The 19,825-nt window shown below is 70.0% G+C and carries 13 protein-coding genes; 6 read left to right on the top strand and 7 right to left on the bottom strand.

The genetic code is table 11. The features are described 5' to 3' along the window. Nucleotides 1–15 precede the first annotated feature (15 nt). Nucleotides 16–591, top strand: coding sequence for an HD-GYP domain-containing protein (locus tag G569_RS48015; RefSeq protein WP_053226290.1), 576 nt, complete (start codon nt 16–18; stop codon nt 589–591). 6 nt (nt 592–597) lie between these two features. Here G569_RS48015 and G569_RS0113045 read toward each other — a convergent pair whose 3' ends face one another. Continuing rightward, nucleotides 598–2,217, bottom strand: a complete 1,620-nt coding sequence (locus G569_RS0113045) for a pentapeptide repeat-containing protein (RefSeq protein ID WP_157592001.1) — start codon at nt 2,215–2,217, stop codon at nt 598–600. Between the two features lie 181 nt (nt 2,218–2,398). On the opposite strand from G569_RS0113045, the gene G569_RS0113040 reads away from it, so the two are divergent. Further along, nucleotides 2,399–2,869: a hypothetical protein gene (locus G569_RS0113040; RefSeq protein ID WP_028063731.1), complete on the top strand. Its 471-nt coding sequence runs from the start codon at nt 2,399–2,401 to the stop codon at nt 2,867–2,869. A gap of 3 nt (nt 2,870–2,872) precedes the next feature. Here the strand turns inward: G569_RS0113040 and G569_RS48010 are convergent, their stop codons facing one another. The 5 genes from G569_RS48010 to G569_RS48005 form a co-directional block, all read right to left on the bottom strand. Next, nucleotides 2,873–3,292 carry a hypothetical protein gene (locus G569_RS48010; protein ID WP_053226289.1) on the bottom strand — a complete coding sequence of 140 codons (420 nt, stop codon included), beginning with the start codon at nt 3,290–3,292 and terminating at the stop codon, nt 2,873–2,875. Nucleotides 3,293–3,436: 144 nt separating this feature from the next. Further along, nucleotides 3,437–3,856: a hypothetical protein gene (locus G569_RS0113030; protein WP_028063730.1), complete on the bottom strand. Its 420-nt coding sequence runs from the start codon at nt 3,854–3,856 to the stop codon at nt 3,437–3,439. Nucleotides 3,857–3,974: 118 nt separating this feature from the next. Next, nucleotides 3,975–5,924, bottom strand: a complete 1,950-nt coding sequence (locus tag G569_RS0113025; protein ID WP_028063729.1) for a hydantoinase B/oxoprolinase family protein — start codon at nt 5,922–5,924, stop codon at nt 3,975–3,977. Then, a complete protein-coding gene (locus G569_RS0113020) occupies nt 5,924–7,939 on the bottom strand; it encodes a hydantoinase/oxoprolinase family protein (protein ID WP_028063728.1) in 2,016 nt (671 codons plus the stop codon). Before G569_RS0113020 ends, G569_RS0113025 begins: the two co-directional genes overlap by 1 nt. Nucleotides 7,940–8,022: 83 nt before the next feature. Further along, the gene (locus G569_RS48005) at nt 8,023–12,024 is read right to left on the bottom strand and encodes a glycoside hydrolase family 3 C-terminal domain-containing protein (RefSeq protein WP_064750340.1); all 4,002 of its coding nucleotides are present in this window, start codon (nt 12,022–12,024) and stop codon (nt 8,023–8,025) included. Between the two features lie 172 nt (nt 12,025–12,196). On the opposite strand from G569_RS48005, the gene G569_RS48000 reads away from it, so the two are divergent. The 3 genes from G569_RS48000 (at nt 12,197) to G569_RS0113000 (ending at nt 17,887) form a co-directional block, all read left to right on the top strand. Next, nucleotides 12,197–16,072 (top strand): immunoglobulin-like domain-containing protein, encoded by a 3,876-nt coding sequence (locus tag G569_RS48000; RefSeq protein ID WP_053226288.1) that lies wholly within the window; start codon nt 12,197–12,199, stop codon nt 16,070–16,072. A 70-nt stretch (nt 16,073–16,142) separates the two neighbouring features. Next, nucleotides 16,143–17,174 (top strand): alpha/beta fold hydrolase, encoded by a 1,032-nt coding sequence (locus G569_RS65290; RefSeq protein WP_245602478.1) that lies wholly within the window; start codon nt 16,143–16,145, stop codon nt 17,172–17,174. A 74-nt stretch (nt 17,175–17,248) separates the two neighbouring features. Then, nucleotides 17,249–17,887, top strand: coding sequence for a class I SAM-dependent methyltransferase (locus G569_RS0113000; protein WP_028063726.1), 639 nt, complete (start codon nt 17,249–17,251; stop codon nt 17,885–17,887). On the opposite strand, the gene G569_RS47995 is transcribed toward G569_RS0113000, so the two are convergent. Beyond that, nucleotides 17,884–18,861 (bottom strand): AraC family transcriptional regulator, encoded by a 978-nt coding sequence (locus tag G569_RS47995; RefSeq protein ID WP_037496271.1) that lies wholly within the window; start codon nt 18,859–18,861, stop codon nt 17,884–17,886. The genes G569_RS0113000 and G569_RS47995 overlap by 4 nt on opposite strands. Nucleotides 18,862–18,927: 66 nt before the next feature. On the opposite strand from G569_RS47995, the gene G569_RS0112990 reads away from it, so the two are divergent. Continuing rightward, nucleotides 18,928–19,779, top strand: coding sequence for a sugar phosphate isomerase/epimerase family protein (locus G569_RS0112990; protein ID WP_028063725.1), 852 nt, complete (start codon nt 18,928–18,930; stop codon nt 19,777–19,779). Nucleotides 19,780–19,825 lie beyond the last annotated feature (46 nt).

Genomic DNA, 19,825 nt, shown 5'->3' with positions numbered 1-19,825 from the left:
CCGATCCCCCGGCATGTGAGCTTTATCGAGGACGCGCCGCCCAGCAAGGCGCAGGTGCGCGACCTGTTGTTGCGGATGTTGCGGGAGATGCAGCCCGAGTTCGTCGAGCACATCCCCGTGCTGGCCGAGCATGCGCGTGCCACCGCGCTGCAGCTCGGGCTCGGCGAGGAGGCCGTGGAGGAGGTCAGCTACGCCGCCGAGCTGCACGACATCGGCAAGCTCGCGATCCCGGAGACGATGCTCACCAAGCCGAGCGCGCTCGACGAGGAGGAGTGGGCGCTGATGCGCCGCCACACCGTGATCGGCGAGCGCATGCTGGCCGCGGCGCCGGGCCTGCGCCCGGTCGCTGCGATCGTCCGCTCCAGCCACGAGCGCTGGGACGGCGAGGGCTACCCCGACGGCCTGGCGGGCGACCGGATCCCGATCGGCGCGCGGATCGTCGCCGTCTGCGACGCCTTCGCCGCCATGACCTCCCCGCGCGCCTACCGCCCGACGATCCCCACCCCGGTCGCGCTCGCCGAGCTCGCCCGCTGCTCGGGCAAGCAGTTCGACCCGACCGTGGTCAACGCCTTCATCGCCACGCTCGCGTAGCGCTCGTCAGCGCTTGATGCGCCCGCGGATCGACACCGCCGTGAGCGCGAGGAGCAGCGGCCCGAGCACGCGCAGCACGATCCGCAGCCCTTCGCCGATCGCTGTCAGGCGCCGCGGGGGCGCGCCGGCGACCGCGGTGGCAGTCGCCGCGCTGTAGGTCAGCGCCCGGAACGCCTGGTTGATCGGCGGGCGCTCCGGGAACGTCGTGTCCTCGTAGACGATCCGGCCGTTGGTCACGCCGATGGCGCGCGGCGCGATCGCCTGACTCGCGAACCCGACGAGCTCGAACAGCGCCGCGAAGACCACGATGACGACGATCAGCGTGACGAACGCGCGGCTCGCCCGCAGCGCGTATCCCGACGTCACCCAGTAGAGCCAGAGGACGAGGCGATCGAGCAGCGACTCGTTGCGGCTGCGGGAGCCCCAGCGGCGCATCTCCATCTCGCCGTAGTAGAAGTCGGCGGCTCCCGGCTCGTCCTTGTGGTCCTCGCGGCCCTTGCGCAGCGCCCGGTAGATCGTCCCGATCTCGTCGGGTGTGAGTGGGTCCTCGGGCTCCTTTCCGGGCGCGCCCCAGTCCGGCCAGCGCATGCGCTTGGCGGGGTCGCGGGTGTACTGCCACGACGGCCAGCGCAGCGGGAACCGTTCCGGCCAGCGCAGCACGATGCGGTGCCACTTCCCCGGCCGCGCCGGCTGGCGCACGCGCCACGCGACCTCCTCGGCGAGGACGCGACGGGGCGTCCAGTGCTGCGCCCACGGCCAGGGCAGCTCGACCCGCCAGTCCGCCGGCGACTCGACGAACGCGGCCGAGCCCTCGAGCCGGAGCTGATCGAGGTTGTGCGCGCCGTGGAACTGGCAGCTCGCAAGCGTGATGTCGGCCAGCGTGAGGTTGGACGCGTCCGCGTAGCGCATCGACTCGAGCAAGGGCCGCGTCGCTCCCGCGCCCGCGACGAACGACGAGGCGCCGAACCGCGCCCGCTCCAGCCCGAGCGACGGCGTCCTGCCCTCCTCTCGCTCGGCGCACCGGATCGACGCGCCGGCCGAGAATGCAGCCCCGGTCAGCACGATGACATCGACATGGAGCCGCGCCTCGACCTGCGCCGCGAACACGGCGCGCGTCAGCCGTAGCCGCTCGGCCCTGAACTCGTTGAAATTGGCGACGTCTCCCTGGAACCGGGCACGCGCGAAGTCCATCGTCGTCCCGGTCGCACCGTCGAAGTACGCATCCGAGCCGAACCTCGTCTGACCGAACGATCCGCCCACCGCGAACACCGCGCCCGTGAAGTTGACCGCGCCTTCAAAGATCGAGTTGCCGAAGTACGCGAGGCTTCTGAACTCCGCGCTCCGGAAAGTTGCACCTTGGTGCCCTACCGTAATGCGCTGGAAAAGCGCCTCTTCGTCGAAGCGTGCTCTGTCGAACTTCGCCCCACGCTCGAACGTCGCCTCTGTGAAGCCCGCCCCCTGCTCGAAGAACGCGTCGGCGAAGCTCGCGGGTCCTTCGAAGACGACGCCCTGGAACTCGGCCCCTGCGGCGAAATGCACGCCGTCCAGGTTGAGCGGACCTTCGATCACGCAGTCGGTGAGCGTGACGTCCCGCAAGCGCGGTGGATCCCGCAGAACCTGCGCCATGATGTCGACTGCTCGGATGCGCACGACGTTTCCTTTCGAACGTTCCCGCGCGACGGGCGTGGTCCGACTGTAGCCTTTTCGGGTGCCCGGTGTTCGAGAATCGCACGTTCAGGTAACCCCGAGCGATGGCCTGTTCGCCATCGGCACGAGGCACCCCTCGCGACGGCGACGCTTCCGCGAGGTGCAACTCGCGACGAGCCGTGAAGCGGCGTTCGGCCACTGCCTCGCGCCATACCGCCCGCGCGCTGGGCTCGATGACGACATCGACGCGTATCTCGACAGCGAGCCCGAGGACGGAGTCGTCGCGCACTCAGGCTGGGTCAGCAGCCACATCTTCGACGGGTTCAAGCTGCTCGAACTACATTTCGTACGCGACGCCTACTTCCAGCGCGCCGCGGCGACGCATCGCTTCCAGCGGATCACCCATTCCCACGTCGTCCATCAGGCCCGCATCGGCGCCCGGTTGCTCAAGGTCCGCGCCGCCGACCCTCCGATCGGGCACGAGCTCCGCTTTCTGCATTGGGACTATCGCGTCGTCTGGAACCATCGCACCGCGGTCGCGATGCTGGAGATGTACGACGACTCCCACATCAGAGGCTCCGACTGGGACCTCCACAGAGCCGCCGAACGCCTCGGCATCACGCTCACCTAACGCTTACGCCATCTGGGCCTCCGCCCAATCGACCACTGCCTCGTGCACCGCGCGGAACGCGGCGCTGGAGAACTGTGCCTCGACGCCGGCAGCCCTGCTTACGAGCTTCGTGTTCTCCTCGTGCAACAACTCGATCGGCGCACGATCATCGAGCAACGGATTGGACCCGATCATCCAGGCGCGCACGATCTCGGGCCGCTCCTCGCCGAGGATGCGTGTGATGCGGAACAGGTCGCGCATGCGCTGCGCCGTGTCCTCGCGCGGCTCGATCGCTCCGCGCGCGTACTTTCCGATCGCTTTCGGGTCCCGCACGCCCACGGCATAAGCCGTGAGCCGCTGACCCAGCGTGGCTTGAAGCTGCTCGGCAATCTGCGCGATCGCACTCGTCACAGACGCCCGATACGCCTCTTCAACAATCGTCATCGGTGGACCCCTTCCGGAAACGGTTTGTGGCTCGGTCGCGCTGTTCAGCGGCAACGCTACCACTATTGCCCCCGGGAACACCACCGTAGTCACTACCTATATCGTCGGAAGGGTCTCGGGTCTTGAATCAGACCCGAGACCTGTTCAGGCCGCGTCGAGGTACGCGTTTGCCGCATCCTCCACGCGGCGGAAGCCATCGAGCGCCCACCCTGGCGCATCGAGCGATCGCCTGGGCGCGCGACTCTGCTCATGCAGCACCTCGAGCGGAGCTCGGTCGTCGAGGAGCGGACTCGAGCAGACCATCCATTCCCGCGCGGTGTCGGGCGTCTTGCCCTCGACGAGTCGCTGCGTGATCGAGTGCAGGTCACAGAGGCGGTCTGCCGTCTCGCGGCGCGGGCGCGCCTCCGCGCGCGCGAACGAGTCGATGTCTCCGGGATCCCGGAGACCGACCGCGTAGGCAGTCAAACGCGGGCCCAGGGTATGCCTGAGGTCGCCGGCGGCCTTCGCGACGCACTGGCCAGCGCCTCGGCCGGCTGCATCTCGGGCGGACATGGCTGCCTCCATCGGGTGAAGTGGGGGGTTCATACCAGGAAGACTACCCGAAACGCACCCTGGATACAACCTAAAACCATCCCGGTAAACCACCGACTATGCTACCATCTAAGCCTCCACATCAAGTGCGTCAACGCTTCCATCCCGCTGCGCTGCGGCGCTTGAGCAGCTCGCGGTACTGCTCCGTGGTGCGGGGCAGGACCTCGCCGCTGCCCCAGTCGAGGATCACGCCGTAGTGGCGGACGAGGTCGAGCACGTCGAGCTCGCCGTCGCGGAAGCGGCGCGCCACGTCCTCGGGGTCCTCGTCGAGGCGGGCGGCGCGGGCTCCGCGCTGCTCGTCGCGCAGCTTGGAGGTCGCGTCCTCGTCGACGCGGTATTCCGCCAGCTCTTCGTCGACCGCCTCGACGACGACGCCGTAGTCGAGCGCGGCGCGGCGGATCGTCACGTAGCCGTCGGCGACGTCCTCCAGCACGGCGGCGGGGTCGCGCTCCAGCGGGTCGCCCAGACCGCCGCCACCGGCGCTCGGCCGCTCGAACCGATCGCCCTCCTTCACCGGCACGCCGGAGAAGTTCGCGCCGAGGAAGCGCTCCTCGTCGGAGCCGCGGTTGAGCCAGACGCCGTGCGGGAGCGACGGCAGGCCGCCGGCGATGCCCCAGGTCACGCTGCGGGCGCGGTCGCAGCAGTAGGACATGACCGCCGCGTCGACCTGGGTGAGGGTCCCGCCCTTGCGCACGCCGCAGCCGCCGCGGTGCTTCCCGGGTCCGCCGGAGTCGGGGATGATCTCGTGTTGCGCGGTGAGCACCGGCGTCAGGCGCTCCTGGCCCTCGAACGGCTGGACCGCGAGGCCGACGCCGAACACGGGCGACGTGCAGTCCTGCCCGTCGCGCCCGTTGCGCCCGCCCCAGCCGCCCGCCATCCAGTCGTACCACATGAAGAACGGGCGGTCCTCGCGCCGTGCGTCGCGCCCGCCGACCAGCAGGTACTCGAGGTTGAAGCAACAGGCCATCGCACGCTCGGGCATGATCTGCGACCACAACTCGAAGCCCGCGTTCATGATCTTCTCGTAGGCGCCGGAGACGCTGCCGGTGACCGCATTGGGCCAGCCGGCGTTGACGATCGTGCCCTCCGGACCCGGGTCGACGTGGATCGCGCGGTAGAAGCCGGAGTTGAGCGGGATCTCGGGCAGGAACGTCTTCGCGGACGCGATCGCGCCGCTGAACGCGACGCCCGCGCCTGAGTTGAGGAAGCTCTTGATCGCCGGATCCGAGCCGCTGAGGTCGTACTCGATCGTGTCGCCCTTGATCGTGAGCTTGACCCGCACCGTGACCAGGCCCTCGTCGCCCGCGGGGTCGAAGTCGACGTGGTCCGTGGTCTCCCAGACGCCGTCCGGGAGGTCGGCGATGCGCGCGCGGGTGAGCCGCTCGACGTAGTCCTGGACCTCGCCGAACGCGGCGACGACATCCTGCTTGCCGTACTTGTCGATCAGGCGGAAGAGCTCCTGCTCGGCCACCCGCGTGGCCTCGATCTGCGCGTGGCAGTCGCCGACGATGTCACCCGGCGCGCGCGAGTTGGAGGCGATCATCGCGATCACGTCGTCTCTCGGCGTGCCGCGGTCGACGACGCGGATCGGCGGGATGCGGATGCCCTCGCCGAAGTGGTCGGTCGCACCGACGTCGAACGATCCGGGAACGCTCCCGCCCACGTCCGCCCAGTGGCCGTTGGCCTGCGCGAGCGCGATCAGCTCGCCCTCGGAGAACACCGGCCGGATCAATGACACGTCGGGGAAGTGCGTGCCGCCTCGGTAGGGGTCGTTGACGGCGAACACGTCGCCCTCGTGGATGTCGCCCTCGAAGTCCTCGAGCACGGCCTTGGCCTTCAGGTGCAGCGTGCCGACGTGGACGGCGATGTCCTGCGAGCCCTGCATGATCGTGTCGCCGCGCGCGTCGTGCAGGGCGCAGCTGAAGTCGCGCGAGAAGATCACGAACGAGTGGCAGGTGCGCAGGATCTGCTCCGCCATCTCGTCGACGACGGTCACGAACGAGTTCTTGAGCACCTCGAAGGTGACGGCATCCAGTGACATCAGCGCACCTCCATCCGGATGTTCAGCCACTCGTCGACCTCCGCCTTCACTCCGGGCGGGACGAGCGTGGTGGTATCGAGCTGGTCGATCACCGCCGGGCCTTCGAACGTCGCTCCGGCCGGCAGGCTCTCCCGCTCGTAGACGGGTGTGTCCGACGGTTCGCCGTCGAAGTACACCGTGCGCGTCTCCGCGGGCTCGGGCATGTCGCCGCCGCGGTCATGCTTGGGCAGCCGGACCTCCTCGGTGGCGCCGGTGGCCACGAGCTGGAGCCGGTAGAGCTCGACCGGCGCGTCGTCGCGGCGGTAGGAGAACTCGCGCTCGTGCTCGGTGTGGAAACGCTCGACGGCCGCGTCGAGGTCGCCGTCGAACGCCACCTCGAGCGAGCGCCACTGACCGAGGTAGCGCATCGCGATCGAGCGCTCGAGCGTCACGCCGTCCTCGGTCACGCCCTCGGAGGCGAGCAGCTCGCGCCCCTTGGTCTCCAGACGCTCGAACGCCTCGTCGAGCTCTTGCCCGTCCGCCTCGGACGCGGGCCGCAGGAACATCTCCGAGAGGTCGTGGCGGATGTCGACCATCAGGCAGCCGAGCGCCGACCACGTGCCCGGCCGGGGCGGGACGAGGACGGTGGGCACGCCGAGCTCCTTCGCGAGCGCCGCGCCGTGCAGCGGCCCGGCGCCGCCGAAGACGACCAGCGCGAACTCGCGCGGGTCGTACCCGCGCTGCAGCGAGATGATCCGCACCGCGTCGGCCATGTTCGCGTTGGCGACGGCGATGATCGCGTCGGCCGCCTCGTGCAGGTCGAGGTTCAGCGGCTCGGCGACGCGCGAGGAGATGGCCTGCTCGGCGGCCTGCTTGTCGAGCGTCATCCCGCCGCCGACGAGCTGCTCGCCGAGCCGGCCGAGGACCAGGTTCGCGTCGGTGTTCGTCGGCTCCTCCCCGCCTTTGGCGTACGCCGCGGGCCCGGGGTCCGAGCCCGCCGACTGCGGGCCGTTGCGCAGCGAGCCGGCGGCGTCGATCGTCGCCAATGACCCGCCGCCCGCCCCGATCGTCAGCACCTCGATCGACGGGAAGACGATCGGGTGGCCGTACTCGACGAACCACTCGTTGGTGGTCCGCAGCGTCCCGTCGTAGACCAGGCTGATGTCGGTGCTCGTCCCGCCCATGTCGACGCCGATGACGTTCTTGAAGCCGCACATGGCGGCCGTGTAGCGGGCGGCCACGGCGCCCGCCGCGATGCCGGACGCGGCGAGGCGCACGGCGAGCTCCTGCACCGCCTCCGGTGTCATCACGCCGCCGCCGGAGTGCAGGATCAGCAGGTCGCCGTCATAGCCGTCGTCGGCGAGCCGGTGCTGGAGCCGGTCGACGTAGCCGGTCACCAAGGGCGACAGCACGGCGTTGGCGACCGTGGTCGAGAAGCGCTCGTGCTCGAACAGCTCGGGCAGGACGCCGGAGGAGGTGGAGATCGCGGCGTCGGGCAGCGCCTCGCGCAGGATCTCCGCCATCCGCTGCTCGTGGTCGCCGTTCGCGTACGCGTTGACGAAGCACACGGCGACGGCCTCGACCTCGCGCCGCTTGAGGATCCGTGCGACCTCGCGGGCCTCGTCCTCGTCGAGCTCGGTCACCACCTCGCCGCGGTGGTCGATCCGCTCGGTGACCTCGAGCCGGTCGCGCCGCCGGATGTACGGCTCGGCGTTGTCCTTGTAGGCGTCCCAGAGGTCGTCGCGGGTGCCGCGGCCGATCTCCACCACGTCGCGGAACCCGCGCGTGCAGACCATCGCGGCCTTGGGCAGGTTGCGGGTGATCAGCGCGTTCGTGGCGACCGTCGTGCCGTGGCAGAACAGCGCGGTGTTGGCGAGATCCACGCCCGCCTGCTCGACCCCGGCCATGACCCCGTCGATGGGATCGGCGGTCGAGGCGACCTTGGCCACGGCGAGCTCGCCGCTGGCCTGGTCGAGCACGCAGACGTCGGTGAAGGTGCCGCCGACATCGACGGCGACCACGCGAGACGGGTCCATCCGCTGTTCCTGCCCCGAATGGCCGCGCGCGAAGCCGGGTCAGGCCGCGGGTGCGATCCTCGCACCCGCGGCCTGGAACCCTCCTACGGCTGATCGGTCGACAGGGTGAACGTGAGCGTCTTGCTGTAGCTCCCCGTTCGCAGCGCATCGTTGGCGCCGATGTGCTGCGCGAACGAGATGTTCACCGGGTCGTTGCTGACCGGGCCCGCATAGCTGAGGAGGGCGAGCGGGTCCGACGAGCCCCCGATCGGGGCCGCGGCACCACCGGCTCCGGCTGCGCTGGTGGCCGAGGCCTGCAGCGGGGAGGGGAGCGAGAACGCGCCATTGACCAGATGGCCCGTCGCGGTGGTGGCCGGGTCGGCGACGGAGAGGGTCGCGTCACCGGCGGTCGAGACGACGTTCGCCGTCATCGAGCTGGTGTAGTCCTTCGTCACGCCGGGCGTGAACGCGCCGAAGCTCGCCGGCGCCCCGAGGGATAGCGCGAGCGTGGGCGGGACGCTGCCGCCGACCGGACCGGTGGCGACGGAGGTGTTGCCGACGCGGAAGTAGTCGAACGCCGTCGTGAGATCGGTGCTCGTGCCCGCGCGGTTGTAGGAGAACAGCCCGACCTTGGTGTTGGTCAAGCTGGCGCCCACCTCGTAGAACGGCGTCCACGTCGAGCCGTCCGTCGAGTAGTAGGACTGGTAGCGCTGACCGCTCTTGACGATCTTCAGGTAGAGCGTCGTGCCGCTGGTGATGTTCGCCGTCGGCAGGGACTGCAGGACCGTCGGGAACGCCGCGGTCTCGGGCGCGTTGGGCGTGAACGAGAAGTCCTCGGACGTCTCGACCAGCTGCGCGCTCGTCCCCGTGTACTCCCAGTCGAACTTGAGGTAGTTGTCGTCGTCCTGATAGACGATCAGGCCCGATTGCTGGTTGGCCGTGTGCGGCGTGGTGCTGAGGGTCATCTTGGTCTCGGCCGCCCAGTCGCCGAGCGCGGGCTGCAGCAGCAGGTTCTTCGCCGTGTTGGTCGCGGCATTGAGGTCGCCGGTCTGCGCGGTGAGGTTCAACGCGCCGCCGGACTCGCTCTCCGCGGCAGGGTCGTTGCGGACCCAGGTCCACTGCGGCCCTGGTGAAGAGCCGTTGAACTCGTCGCTCTGCGCCGGGTAGGCGAAGTTGACCGTGTACGTGTACGGCGTGCCGTCGGCGCCGGTGGCGACCACCTTGGCCGAGCCGGGAACGCCGCTCGCCTGGGTGACGGTCACCGTCGCGTTCGGGTCGGCGGACGTGCCGGCGACGACCGGCGCGCTGCTGCCCGCCGGCAGGACGACGTCGTAGTTGTAGGTGTCGGACGCGAAGGGGCGGCCGGGGTTGAAGGACGACAGCGGTGCGCCGTTGAGCGTCAGGTCGCTCAGCGTCGAGACGACGTCGACGACGAAGCTGGTCGACTTGGTGACGCCGCCGTAGGTCACCTTGGCCGTGACCGTGGCGACGCCGTCGGCGACCGTGCGCAGCTTGCCCGCGCCGTCGACCGAGACCACGCCCGGGTGGTTTGAGGTGTAGTCGAACGTCATCCCCGCCGGGAAGTCGGTCGACTGCCCGCGGGTCTCGTAGCCGTAGAGCGTCGCGTCGTTCATCGACACGGTGGGCTGCGGGTCGATCGTCTGGCCCGCGGTGAAGAACACGCGCTGCTGGATGTCACGGCCCTTGTCGGCGCCCGCGACCACCGGCTGCGTGGTCAGCACGTTCGGCTTGGGCGTGATCGCGCCGGAGACCGTGAACGTGTCCTGCTGCTGGATGTCGGCGTCGGCCGCGGAGTCGGCCACCTGGACCCCATAGGTGCCGTCGTCGACGGACCACTTGTTCGCCGACGGGTCCCAGAACGCGAGGTCGGAGACCTTGATCGGCATCGTGATCGTCGTGCTCGCGCCCGGGTCCAGCGTCACGCGCTGGAAGCCCTCGAGGCGCTTGATCGGCCGCTCCGCCGAGGCGGGGGCGTTGGGCTGGTTGACGTAGAGCTGGACCGTGTCCGAGCCCGCCGTGCTGCCCGTGTTGGTGACCGTGACGGTCGCGTTGAGCGTGTCGTCGGCGCTCAGCGCATGGCCCGAGAGCTGCAGGCCGGAGTACTTGAACGTCGTGTAGCTGAGGCCGTACCCGAACGGGTAGCGGGTCTGCCCGATGAAGTACTGATAGGTGCGGCCGTTGCTGGTCGCGCTCGGGCGGATCGAGTAGTCCGTCACCGGCGGCATCTGCGCGTCGTTGAGGTACCAGGTCGACGGCAGGTGACCGCTCGGGTCGTACTTGCCGAGCAGCACGTCGGCCAGCGCCTCGCCCTTGCGCATGCCGTTGTAGGAGCTGTAGACGATCGCCGGGGTCGTGGACTCGAACGGGGAGACGTCGATCGGGCCGACGGTCTCCATGTAGGCGATCGTGTTCGGGTTGACGGCCGAGACCTGCTGGATCAGCTGGCCCTGGGCGCCCGGGAGCTGCAGCGTCGTGCGGTCCAGGTCCTCCTTGGAGACCGAGGAGTCCGTGCCCGTGTAGACGATGACCGCGTCGTAGTTGGCCGCCGCGGCGACCGCGGCGGGATCGATGGTGGTGAGCTGGTTGGCCCGCGTGCCCGTGCCGGTGAAGCCCTTGTAGTAGTCCACCGTCGCGTCGGGGTCGATCGCGGTGATCGCCGACTTGAGGCCGTTGTAGCCGTTGACCTCGTTGGCCACGCCGGCCGCACCTTGGCTGCTGGAGTAGCCACCCAGGTACATGCTCGACGGGTTGGCGAAGTAGCCGATGACCGCGACCTTGTAGGCGCCGGAGCTCGGCACCTTCAGCGGCAGCAGCTTGTTCCTGTTCTTGAGCAGCACGAGCGACTCGTCGGCGGCCTTGCGGTCCAGCGCGAGCCGCGCGGGCGTCTCGGTGACGGCGTTGTTGGTGTTGTTGTTGGTCCAGCTCGGCACGCGCGTGCGGGCCTGCGTGACCCACGGGACGGTCAGCGGGTCGTCGAACTCGCCGGTCTCCATGCGCGCCGTGAACAGGCGCACCGCGGACGTGTCGAGGTCGTTGACGTTGAACGTGTCCGTCTCGGTCTTGATGCCCTGCTGGGTGTCCGTCGGGACCGAGTTCAGGTAGTTGTAGTTGTCGTGGTAGCCCGTGTTGCAGTCGAGGTCCTCGCCTGAGGACATCGCGTAGCCGTTGCGCTCGATCGGGTTGATCGGGCGCGTCCAGCCCGGCGGCTGGAAGTGGTGGCCGTTGGTGATCTCGTAGGTCGCGTCGCAGTCCGACGTGAAGTAGCCGTCGAAACCGAACGTCTCACGCGCGAGCGTGTGCATGAGGAACGGGTTCGCGGGCGACGGCGTCCCGTTGATGCTGTTGTAGGAGCTCATCATCGAGCCCGGATGCGCGGCCTGGACGACGTCGCCGAACGGCTTGGTGTCGTACTCGCGCAGCGTCCGCGCGTCCTCGACCGAGTCGCCGTTGAGCCGGTTGCCCTCGCTGTTGTTGGCGGTGTAGTGCTTGAGCGTGGTGATGGTCTTGTGGAACCCGTCGCCGGCGGCCAACGGCTGCCCGCTCTGGTTCTTGCCCTCCATCCCGTCCACGAACTGGCTGACGAGCTTGGACTCGAGCAGCGGATCCTCGCCGAAGGACTCGTCGTTGCGGCCCCAGCGTGGGTCGCGCTCGATGTTCATGGTCGGCGAGTAGAAGTCGAGGTTCTCGCTGTTGGACGGCATCACCTCGCGCGCCTCGTCGGAGATGTTCGACGCGATCTGGAACTCGAGATCGGGGTCGAACGCCGCGGCGAGCGACTGATTGATCGGATACGACGTCGTGTTCTGCAGGAACCCGGCGTTCGCGTTGTTGGTCTGTGACAGCTCGGCGACGCCGTGCAGCGCCTCGTTCCACCAGCCGTACGACGGGACCCCGAGGCTCGGGATCGCCGGCGACGTGTTGCTGTCGGTCTGTGAGGCCTTCTGCGCCAGCGTCATCCGCGACACGAGGTCCGCGGCACGCTCGCTGAACGAATAGGACGGGTCCTTGTAGATCGGCGCGGCATCCGCCGAACTGCAGATCGCCGCCAGCGCGCAGATCGAGCCGACCAGGGTGGTTCCAACCACCCGACGTTTTCTCATACCTCTCCCCCTAGTCGAAGACGAGGCGCAAGATTAATAACGTCAAAGTTGAACTGAATGAGACCTTAAGAGTGACCTCATGAGCGCCTATTTACGAAAAAATCTGCGCTCCCCGAATTCGGCGTCCGATCCAACGAAATGACGTAGAGTTCTCATCATGTTCCGTTTCGCCGCGGCGTGGGCCGTGATCGCGGGGCTCGGTGCGGCGACCGCCGCTCCGGCCGCCGCGCAGGACCTCGTGGCCGTCTACCCGTTCGACGAGACCGCGGGCACCGTCGTCAACGATCGTTCCGGCAACGGCCGGAACGCCGGCGTCGTCAACGGCAACGCCGCCACCGTGTGGAACGGTGGGCGCGGACTGACCCTGCCGGGAGGCAACGGGGGCACGGCACCCGCGGTCCGGCTGCCCGACGGACTGCTGGCGGGGCTGAGCGATGTCACGATCGCCTATGACGTCCGGCTCTCGAGCGCCACGACGCAAGGCCCCGTGTTCGCGTTCGGCCGGACGGCCGACAACGGCGGCTCGCTCACCGCGACTCCGGGAGCCGGGACCACGCCGCACCAGGCATCGATCGCCGGGCCGGGCGCGAGCCCTGTGACGCAGACGGTGAGCGGGCCGGTCGCCCTACCGGCCAACACCTTCAAGCACGTGGCGGTGGTCGTGAAGGGCGGGGACGCGCTGTCGCCCGGGCGGATGTCGCTGTACGAGGACGGCGCGCTCGTGTCCTCGAACCCGATGCTGACGCTCAAGCCGTCTGACATCACGTCGGCGATCGCGTTCATCGGCCGTTCGAGCAGTGCGAGCGGCCAGCAGTTCCGGGGCACCATCAAGGACGTCCGGATATACGCGAAGGAGCTCACGGCGAGCGAGGTCCGCGCATTGTCGGACGCCTCGGCCCCGGGCAACCTGGCCGAGCTGAAAGCCTCCGTGGACCTGGGCGACACGAGCGCGGTGAGCAAGGACATCGTGCTGCCGTCCACGCCTGGCGTGACGTGGAGCACCAGCGACCCGACGGTGGTCACCGCCCAGGGCGCGGTCACCCGCCCGGCCGTCGGCAGCGGGGACGCGCACGCGACCTTGACCGCGACGCTCACCCACCGCGGGCTGACCGACACCAAGTCGTTCCCGATCACCGTCAAGCAGCGGGTCGCGATCCCGCCCGCGCAGTTGGAGACCGGGCTCGTCCACCGCTACAAGCTCGATGAGACCGGCGGGACGACGCTGGCCGACTCGGGCGGCGCCGGCGCCGCGGGCAACGCGACCCTGGTCAACCCGGACAAGGCCGCGCTGACCGGGGCCGGGCTCACGCTGAACCCGAGCGCCTACGCCGACTCGCTCAGCGGGGCGTACGTGGACCTGCCGGACAACATCACGGCCGACATGACCGACCTGAGCGTCGACTACGACATCCGGATCGACCCGGCCAACGTCGGCGACCATCAGCTGTGGAGCTTCGGCCGCAAGACCAACTGCGACTCGGCGGCCAACGGCGACTATGGCGGCGCGATCTTCGGCTCGAACACGATGCGCCTGCGCACTGGCCTGACCGCGACCACGCCGACCACCGGCGCCAGCGTGCAGAAGACGATGACCTACGCGCTGCGGGAAGGCGTCTGGAAGCACCTGACCTACACGCAGCAGCGCAACGCCAACGGGACGAGCTGGACCGGCGTCCTGTACGAGGACGGCGTCGAGATCGGCCGCAACACCAACGTCACGGTCGCGCCGACCGTCAACGCCGCTGGGACGAACTGCAACTACCTGGGCCGCTCGCAGGCGCCGGCTCACTATGCCTTGCGCGGCACCCTGCGCGACTTCCGCGTCTACAACCGCCCGCTCTCCCCCGACGAGGTGATCGCGCTCGCCGAGCCGCAGGGGCTCGCCGGCGTTCGCGACGACGCCGCCGCGATCGACCTCGGCCGGACGGACGCCATCGTCGACGACATCGCGCTTCCGGCGGTCGGGACGAAGGCGGGTTCGCGGATCGTCTGGAGCACCTCCGATCCCGCCGTGGTCACCGCGAGCGGCGTCATCACGCGACCGGCCCTCGGACAGCCCGCGGCCCACGCGACGTTGACCGCACATCTGACGAAGGGCCTCGAGGTCACCACCCGCGAGATCGCCGTCACGGTGCCGGCGCAGTTCGACGCCGCCCAGTCCGTCGCCCGCGACACCGCCGATCTGACGCTGGCCGGCCTCGATGACATCCGCGGCAACATCACGCTGCCCGCCACCGGCGAGTTCGGCTCGACGATCGCCTGGAAGGCCTCGGACAGCATCACGCCGACCGGCGAGGTCTCGCGGCCGGCCTACGGGCGTGCGGATGTCGCGGTCACGCTGACCGCGACCGTCACCAAGGGCGCGGCCTCGCAGACGAAGGCGTTCGCCGCGACGGTGAAGGCCATGTCGCGCAAGCTCGACCCCGAGCGCTACTTCCTCGGCTACTTCACCGGGGAGGGCCTGGCCGACGGCGAGCAGCTTCGCTTCGGGCTCTCGACGGGCAACAGCGCTCTGGATTGGGTCGGGCTGGGCGGAGGCCGTCCTTCGCTCGTGTCACAACTCGGCGATCAGGGCCTGCGCGACCCGTTCATCATCCGCTCGCACGACGGCGACACGTTCTACATGATCGCCACCGACCTGAACTGGTTCAACCGCAACCGCGACTACCTGATCAACGACAGCCAGTACATCGAGGTCTTCGAGTCCCACGACCTGGTCAACTGGTCCCCGCAACGCCACGTCAAGGTCGCCCCGGACAGCGCCGGCAACGCCTTCGCGCCAGAGGCCTACTGGGACGACTCGATCGGCGCCTACGTCGTGTTCTGGGCCCAGGCGATGTGGCAGGACACCGTCAACCGCACCAACCCGGGCAACCAGCAGATGTGGTACACGACCACGCGCGACTTCCGCACGTTCGCACCGCCTGCCGTGTGGCAGAACCCGTATCCGCAGTCCAGGATCGACACCACGGTGATCAAGGTGGGCGACTGGTACTACCGCTTCACCAAGAACGAGGCCGGCAACGCGGCGTCGGATGTGTTCTCCGAGAAGAACACGAACCTGCGCGATGCCAACATCGCCAACTGGACGCCGGTCGCCCCCTCGATCGGCCGGAGCACGTGGGTCGCCAACCAGGGCTACGAAGGCCCGCTGGTGTTCAAGGCCAACGCCGGCGACACCGCCTGCCCCGGGCAGTTCTACTTCTGGGCGGACCGCTACACCAACGGCGGCGGCTACCAGCTCTCGTGCAGCCCTGACATCGAGGCCCCGAAGTGGACGGCCAAGACGCCGCGGTTCACCAACACCGGCACCGTGCGCCACGGGACCGTCACACCGCTCGCCCTGCGCGAGTGGAACCGGATCCAGGGGATCCCGAACCCCGACGTGCCCACCACCACCGACCTCACCCTCCCGGCGACGACGATCAAGGAGGGCGACACGCTGACCGCGACCGTGCGCGCGGCCGACGGCTACGAGGTCGGCGGCCGGGTCCGCTTCTCCGCGCCCGGCTGGTCGCAGACCGTATGGGCGGACCGCGGGACCGCAACGGTCGTGCTCCCGGGAACCCTGCGTGGCGGTGAGCAGGCGATCACGGCTGAGTACCTCGGCCATGAGTACCTGACCGCGTCACAGGAGAGCGAGCCGGCGAGGATCCTCGCCACCCGGGTCGGCGCGGACACACCCGTCGGCGGCAACGTCGCGCCCACGCTGTCGCTCGCCGTCGGCTCGCCGGTGTCCTTCGGCGCGTTCACCCCGGGCGTCGCGAAGGACTACACGGCGTCCACGACCGCGACGGTGACATCGACGGCCGGTGACGCTGCGCTGAGCACGTCCGCGGTCACGTTGACCAACGGCGCGTTCCGGCTCGCCCGGCCCGTCGCGATCGCCCCCGCCAGGACGGCGTGGACCGCACCGGTCAGCAACGACGTCTTCCCGATCGCGTTCACCCAGTCCATCGGCGCGTCCGAGCCGCTGCGGACCGGGGTCTACACCGGCACCGTAACCGTGACGCTCTCGACGACGACGCCTTAGCCGGCATCGTCGCGTGCGCGCCGGGCATCGCCCGGCGCGCACGGAGCGGATCGTCATCATGAGGCGTGGCGTGGCCAGCGAGATCCGGTTCCTCCCCTTCGGCGATCGGCGCGTCGCGTACGAGCTGAGCGGCACCGGCCCGCCCCTGGTCGCACCCGCGTGGTGGGTCAGCCACCTGGAGCTCGAGCGGCACGACCCACGCGTCGTCCGGTTCTGGGAAGCGCTCACGGAAGGGTTCACCCTGCTTCGCTACGACCAGCTCGGCGCGGGCCTGTCGGACCGGTCGGTGCGCGAGGACGACCTGACGCTCGAGCACGAGGTGTCGCTGCTCACGGCGCTCGTCGACCATGTCGGGTTCGAGCGGGTGACGTTGCTGGGCGCCTCGGGCGGCGGGGCGGCCGCGATCGCGTTCGCGGCGCGACAGCCCGAGCGGGTGGAGCGGTTGCTCCTCTACGGCACGTTCGCGGACGGCAGCGAGATCGCCACGGCCCAGGTGCGCGAGGCGATCCTCGGCGCGGTGCGGGCGCACTGGGGCCTCGGCGCGCGGCTGCTCGCGGACGTCTTCCTCGGCGATGCCGACCGCGACGAGCAGGAGCGGTTCGCGCGCTTCCAGCGGGAGGCCGCGACCGGGGAGACGGCGGCCGCGCGGCTGGAGCTCGTCTACCGGCTCGACGTCCGGGCCGAGCTGGAGCGCCTCCGCGTGCCGACGCTCGTGGTGCACCGGCGTGGCGACCGGGCGATCCCCTATCGGTTGGGGCGCGAGCTGGCGGCCGCGGTGCCGCACGCGACGTTCGTCCCCCTGGCCGGCAACGCCCACTTCCCGTGGTTCGACGACGCCGACTCGGTCGTGCGCGCGCTGCGCGGCGCGCTCACGCCGGAGCTGCCGGTCCCGTCGGCGGACACATCGCCGGCGCTGTTCTCGGCGCGCGAACGGGAGGTGCTCGCACTCGTCGCGCGCGGACTGTCCAACAAGGAGATCGCCGAGCTCCTGGTGTTGAGCCCCCACACCGTGCACCGGCATGTCGCGAACATCCGCTCCAAGCTCGGGAGCTCCACGCGCACCGCCGCGGTCGCCGAGGCGGCCAGGCTCGGCCTCCTGTGACCCGAACCGGCCATGCCCTCAGGATGGCCGGTGTGGGCGATGCCGGCGCGCCGTTGGCGACCTAGGCTCGAGCCATGTCTCCCGCTTCAGGCCGCTGGCAGCGGCTGTTCGCCACGGCCTACGACCCGGTCCTCACCCTCGGCGAGCTCGCGGGGCTGCGCCGGCGCCGGCGAGAGCTGCTCGCGGCCGCGCACGGTCGCGTGGTCGAGCTCGGAGCGGGCACCGGCCTGAACCTGCCCCACTACCCCGACGCGGTCACCGAGCTGCTGCTCGTCGAGCCGGACGACGCGATGCGCCGGTGGCTCGCGCGCCGCCTGCGGCGCACGGGCCCGCCGGCCGAGATCGTCGGCGCCGCCGCCGAACAGCTCCCCTTCGCCGATGCCTCGGTCGACACCGTCGTCGCGACCCTCGTGCTCTGCACGGTCGACGACCCCCGGTCGTCGCTGCGGGAGATCGCGCGCGTGCTGCGCCCGGGCGGCAGGCTGTTGTTCCTCGAACACGTCCTGGCGAGCACCCCGCGACTCGCCCGCTGGCAGCGACGCCTCCACGACCCGTGGCGACGCTTCGCCTGCGGCTGCCGGTGTGACCGCCCGACGGTCGAGCTGATGCGCACGTGCGGCTTCGAGCTCGAGGAGCTGGCCGAAGCGACCTGGCGGGCGATGCCACCGATCGTCCGGCCGCTCGCGATCGGCCACGCGCGTCCCGTGGCCTAGCCCGAAGCGGCGCGGTACTCACTCGGCGAGCACCCGCGGACGCGGCGGAAGACGGTCGCGAAGTACTGGCTCGACGAGAAGCCCGTGGCGTGCGCGATCGCGGTGATCGACGCGTCGGTGTGGGTGAGCAGGTGCGCGGCGCGGTCGACCCTCGCCGCCGTCAGGTACTCGGAGGGCGTCATGTTCGTGATGCGCTCGCAGTAGTGGGTGAAGCGGGTGCGCTTGAGGCCGCACTCGGCGGCGAGCGCGTCCAGCGTCCACGGTTCCCCCACGCGGTGTCCGAGCTCTTCGAGGAAGAGCGCGACGGTTCGTTCCGCGCTCGAAAGGGACGCGTCCAGCGGCGGCACCCGGCGCTCGAGCAGCTCGGCGACGGCCAGCAGCAGCTCGGCCTGCGGATCTGCGACCCAGCGCGTGCGCTCGGCCAGCACGGCTTCGCCGAGGCGCGTGAAGGCGTCGGCGACGGCGCCGTCGCCCGGCCAGACCGGGTGCTCGTTGTGGCGCAGGAGCTCGGTCAGGCGGGTGAGCTCGCCCGCGGTGGGCTTGAGCCACGCCGGCCACCGCCACGCCTGGTCGGGACGCCGGACACCCACGTCGAGGATCAGCCAGTGCAGGCGCCCCGGTGTGACATCGGGCGCGCCGACCCGGTGGCGCTGCCACGGGCGGGTGATCGTGAGGTCGCCGGGTTTGAGCGTCGTCGTGAGCGTGTCGGTGGCGAACGCGAGCGTCCCGGACTCGAGCCAGGTCAGCTCGATCCCCTCGTTGCGATGCCAGTCCAGGCCCCAGCTCTGTGGCCGCGCGGCGTCCCAGAACCCGACCGTGCGCACCCCGGGCAGCGCCCGCAGGCGCGTGCCGGGATAGGTGCCGCGCGCGAGCGCGGACATCTGCAACTCGCCGCACTCGACGGCGCGTTCCAGCGGCACGCAGGTGTCGGCCGCGTAGGCGTCGTGGGCGGCTGTGTAGGTCGCCGGCCGCATGTGCGATATCTACCAGCGGGCGGTCGCGGACGACAAGTGGCGGATGCTCGCCTAGCGTCGCGGGCCATGTTCACGATCGCACTCAACATGGAGTTCTGCCGCTCGGCCGACAAGAGCTTCGAGCAGGGCGTCGAGATCGCCGCGGGGCTCGGGTACCGCTATGTGGAGCCGATGGTCCACACCGGGTGGGAGCTGCTGTCGGAGGTCGGGTACTTCCACTCGTTCTCCCTGGAGGAGGACCCGCTGCTGATGCGCGACATCTGCGAGCGTCACGGGGTGGCGGTGCTGTCGCTGTCCGGGCACAGCCCGCTGATGAAGCCCGAGGCGGCGATCCCGCGTCTGACCCGCGCGATCGTGCTCGCCGACGCGCTCGGCGCGCGCTGGGTCAACACCGACGAGATGCTGCGGCCGGCGTGGCTCGACGGCGACGACGGCTTCGCCCACGAGATCATGCGCTACACGCTCACCCGCGCCGACCAGGTGGCACGCCGGCACGGCGTCGACATCTGCATCGAACCGCACGGCGTCTACACCAAGACCGCTGCGGGCCTGCGGCGGATCGTCGAGCTCGTGCCGTCGCCGCGGATCGGCATCAACTGGGATACCGGGAACTCGTTCCTGGCCGGCATTGAGGACCCGTACGAGGCGCTGGAGTCGGTGACGGACCTCGTCCGCCACGTGCACGCCAAGGACATCTCGATCGAACACGCCGAGCGCGAGCGCGGCATGGTGACGGGCACGCCGGTCGGGTGCGCGTGTGGCGACGGGGTCGTGGACTGGGAGCGCGTGCTCTCGATCCTGGCGGGACGCGACCTCGTCCTCAGCGTCGAGTGCGGCACGATCGAGCAGGCCGAGCGTTCGCTCGCGTTCCTGCGGGAGCTTCCGGGGACGACCGCCGACCTCCCGGCCGTTCGGTAACGAACCACAGCGGCCCCGGCTGCTTCCTGTTCGCCGCTGGTGGGTA

It is taken from the genome of Solirubrobacter soli DSM 22325, assembly GCF_000423665.1.
GTDB classification, from domain to species: domain Bacteria; phylum Actinomycetota; class Thermoleophilia; order Solirubrobacterales; family Solirubrobacteraceae; genus Solirubrobacter; species Solirubrobacter soli.
Note: the sequence above shows the minus strand (reverse complement) of the source record. Positions and strands in the feature narration are given on the sequence as shown.

What these genes read in the sequence shown, in the direction of transcription:
- G569_RS0112990 (WP_028063725.1), top strand. Translation starts at nt 18,928, where the DNA reads ATGTTCACGATCGCACTCAACATGGAGTTCTGCCGCTCGGCCGACAAG.
- G569_RS48010 (WP_053226289.1), bottom strand. Translation starts at nt 3,292, where the DNA reads ATGACGATTGTTGAAGAGGCGTATCGGGCGTCTGTGACGAGTGCGATC.
- G569_RS0113020 (WP_028063728.1), bottom strand. Translation starts at nt 7,939, where the DNA reads ATGGACCCGTCTCGCGTGGTCGCCGTCGATGTCGGCGGCACCTTCACC.
- G569_RS0113045 (WP_157592001.1), bottom strand. Translation starts at nt 2,217, where the DNA reads ATGGCGCAGGTTCTGCGGGATCCACCGCGCTTGCGGGACGTCACGCTC.
- G569_RS47995 (WP_037496271.1), bottom strand. Translation starts at nt 18,861, where the DNA reads ATGCGGCCGGCGACCTACACAGCCGCCCACGACGCCTACGCGGCCGAC.
- G569_RS0113000 (WP_028063726.1), top strand. Translation starts at nt 17,249, where the DNA reads ATGTCTCCCGCTTCAGGCCGCTGGCAGCGGCTGTTCGCCACGGCCTAC.
- G569_RS48000 (WP_053226288.1), top strand. Translation starts at nt 12,197, where the DNA reads ATGTTCCGTTTCGCCGCGGCGTGGGCCGTGATCGCGGGGCTCGGTGCG.
- G569_RS0113025 (WP_028063729.1), bottom strand. Translation starts at nt 5,924, where the DNA reads ATGTCACTGGATGCCGTCACCTTCGAGGTGCTCAAGAACTCGTTCGTG.
- G569_RS0113030 (WP_028063730.1), bottom strand. Translation starts at nt 3,856, where the DNA reads ATGGAGGCAGCCATGTCCGCCCGAGATGCAGCCGGCCGAGGCGCTGGC.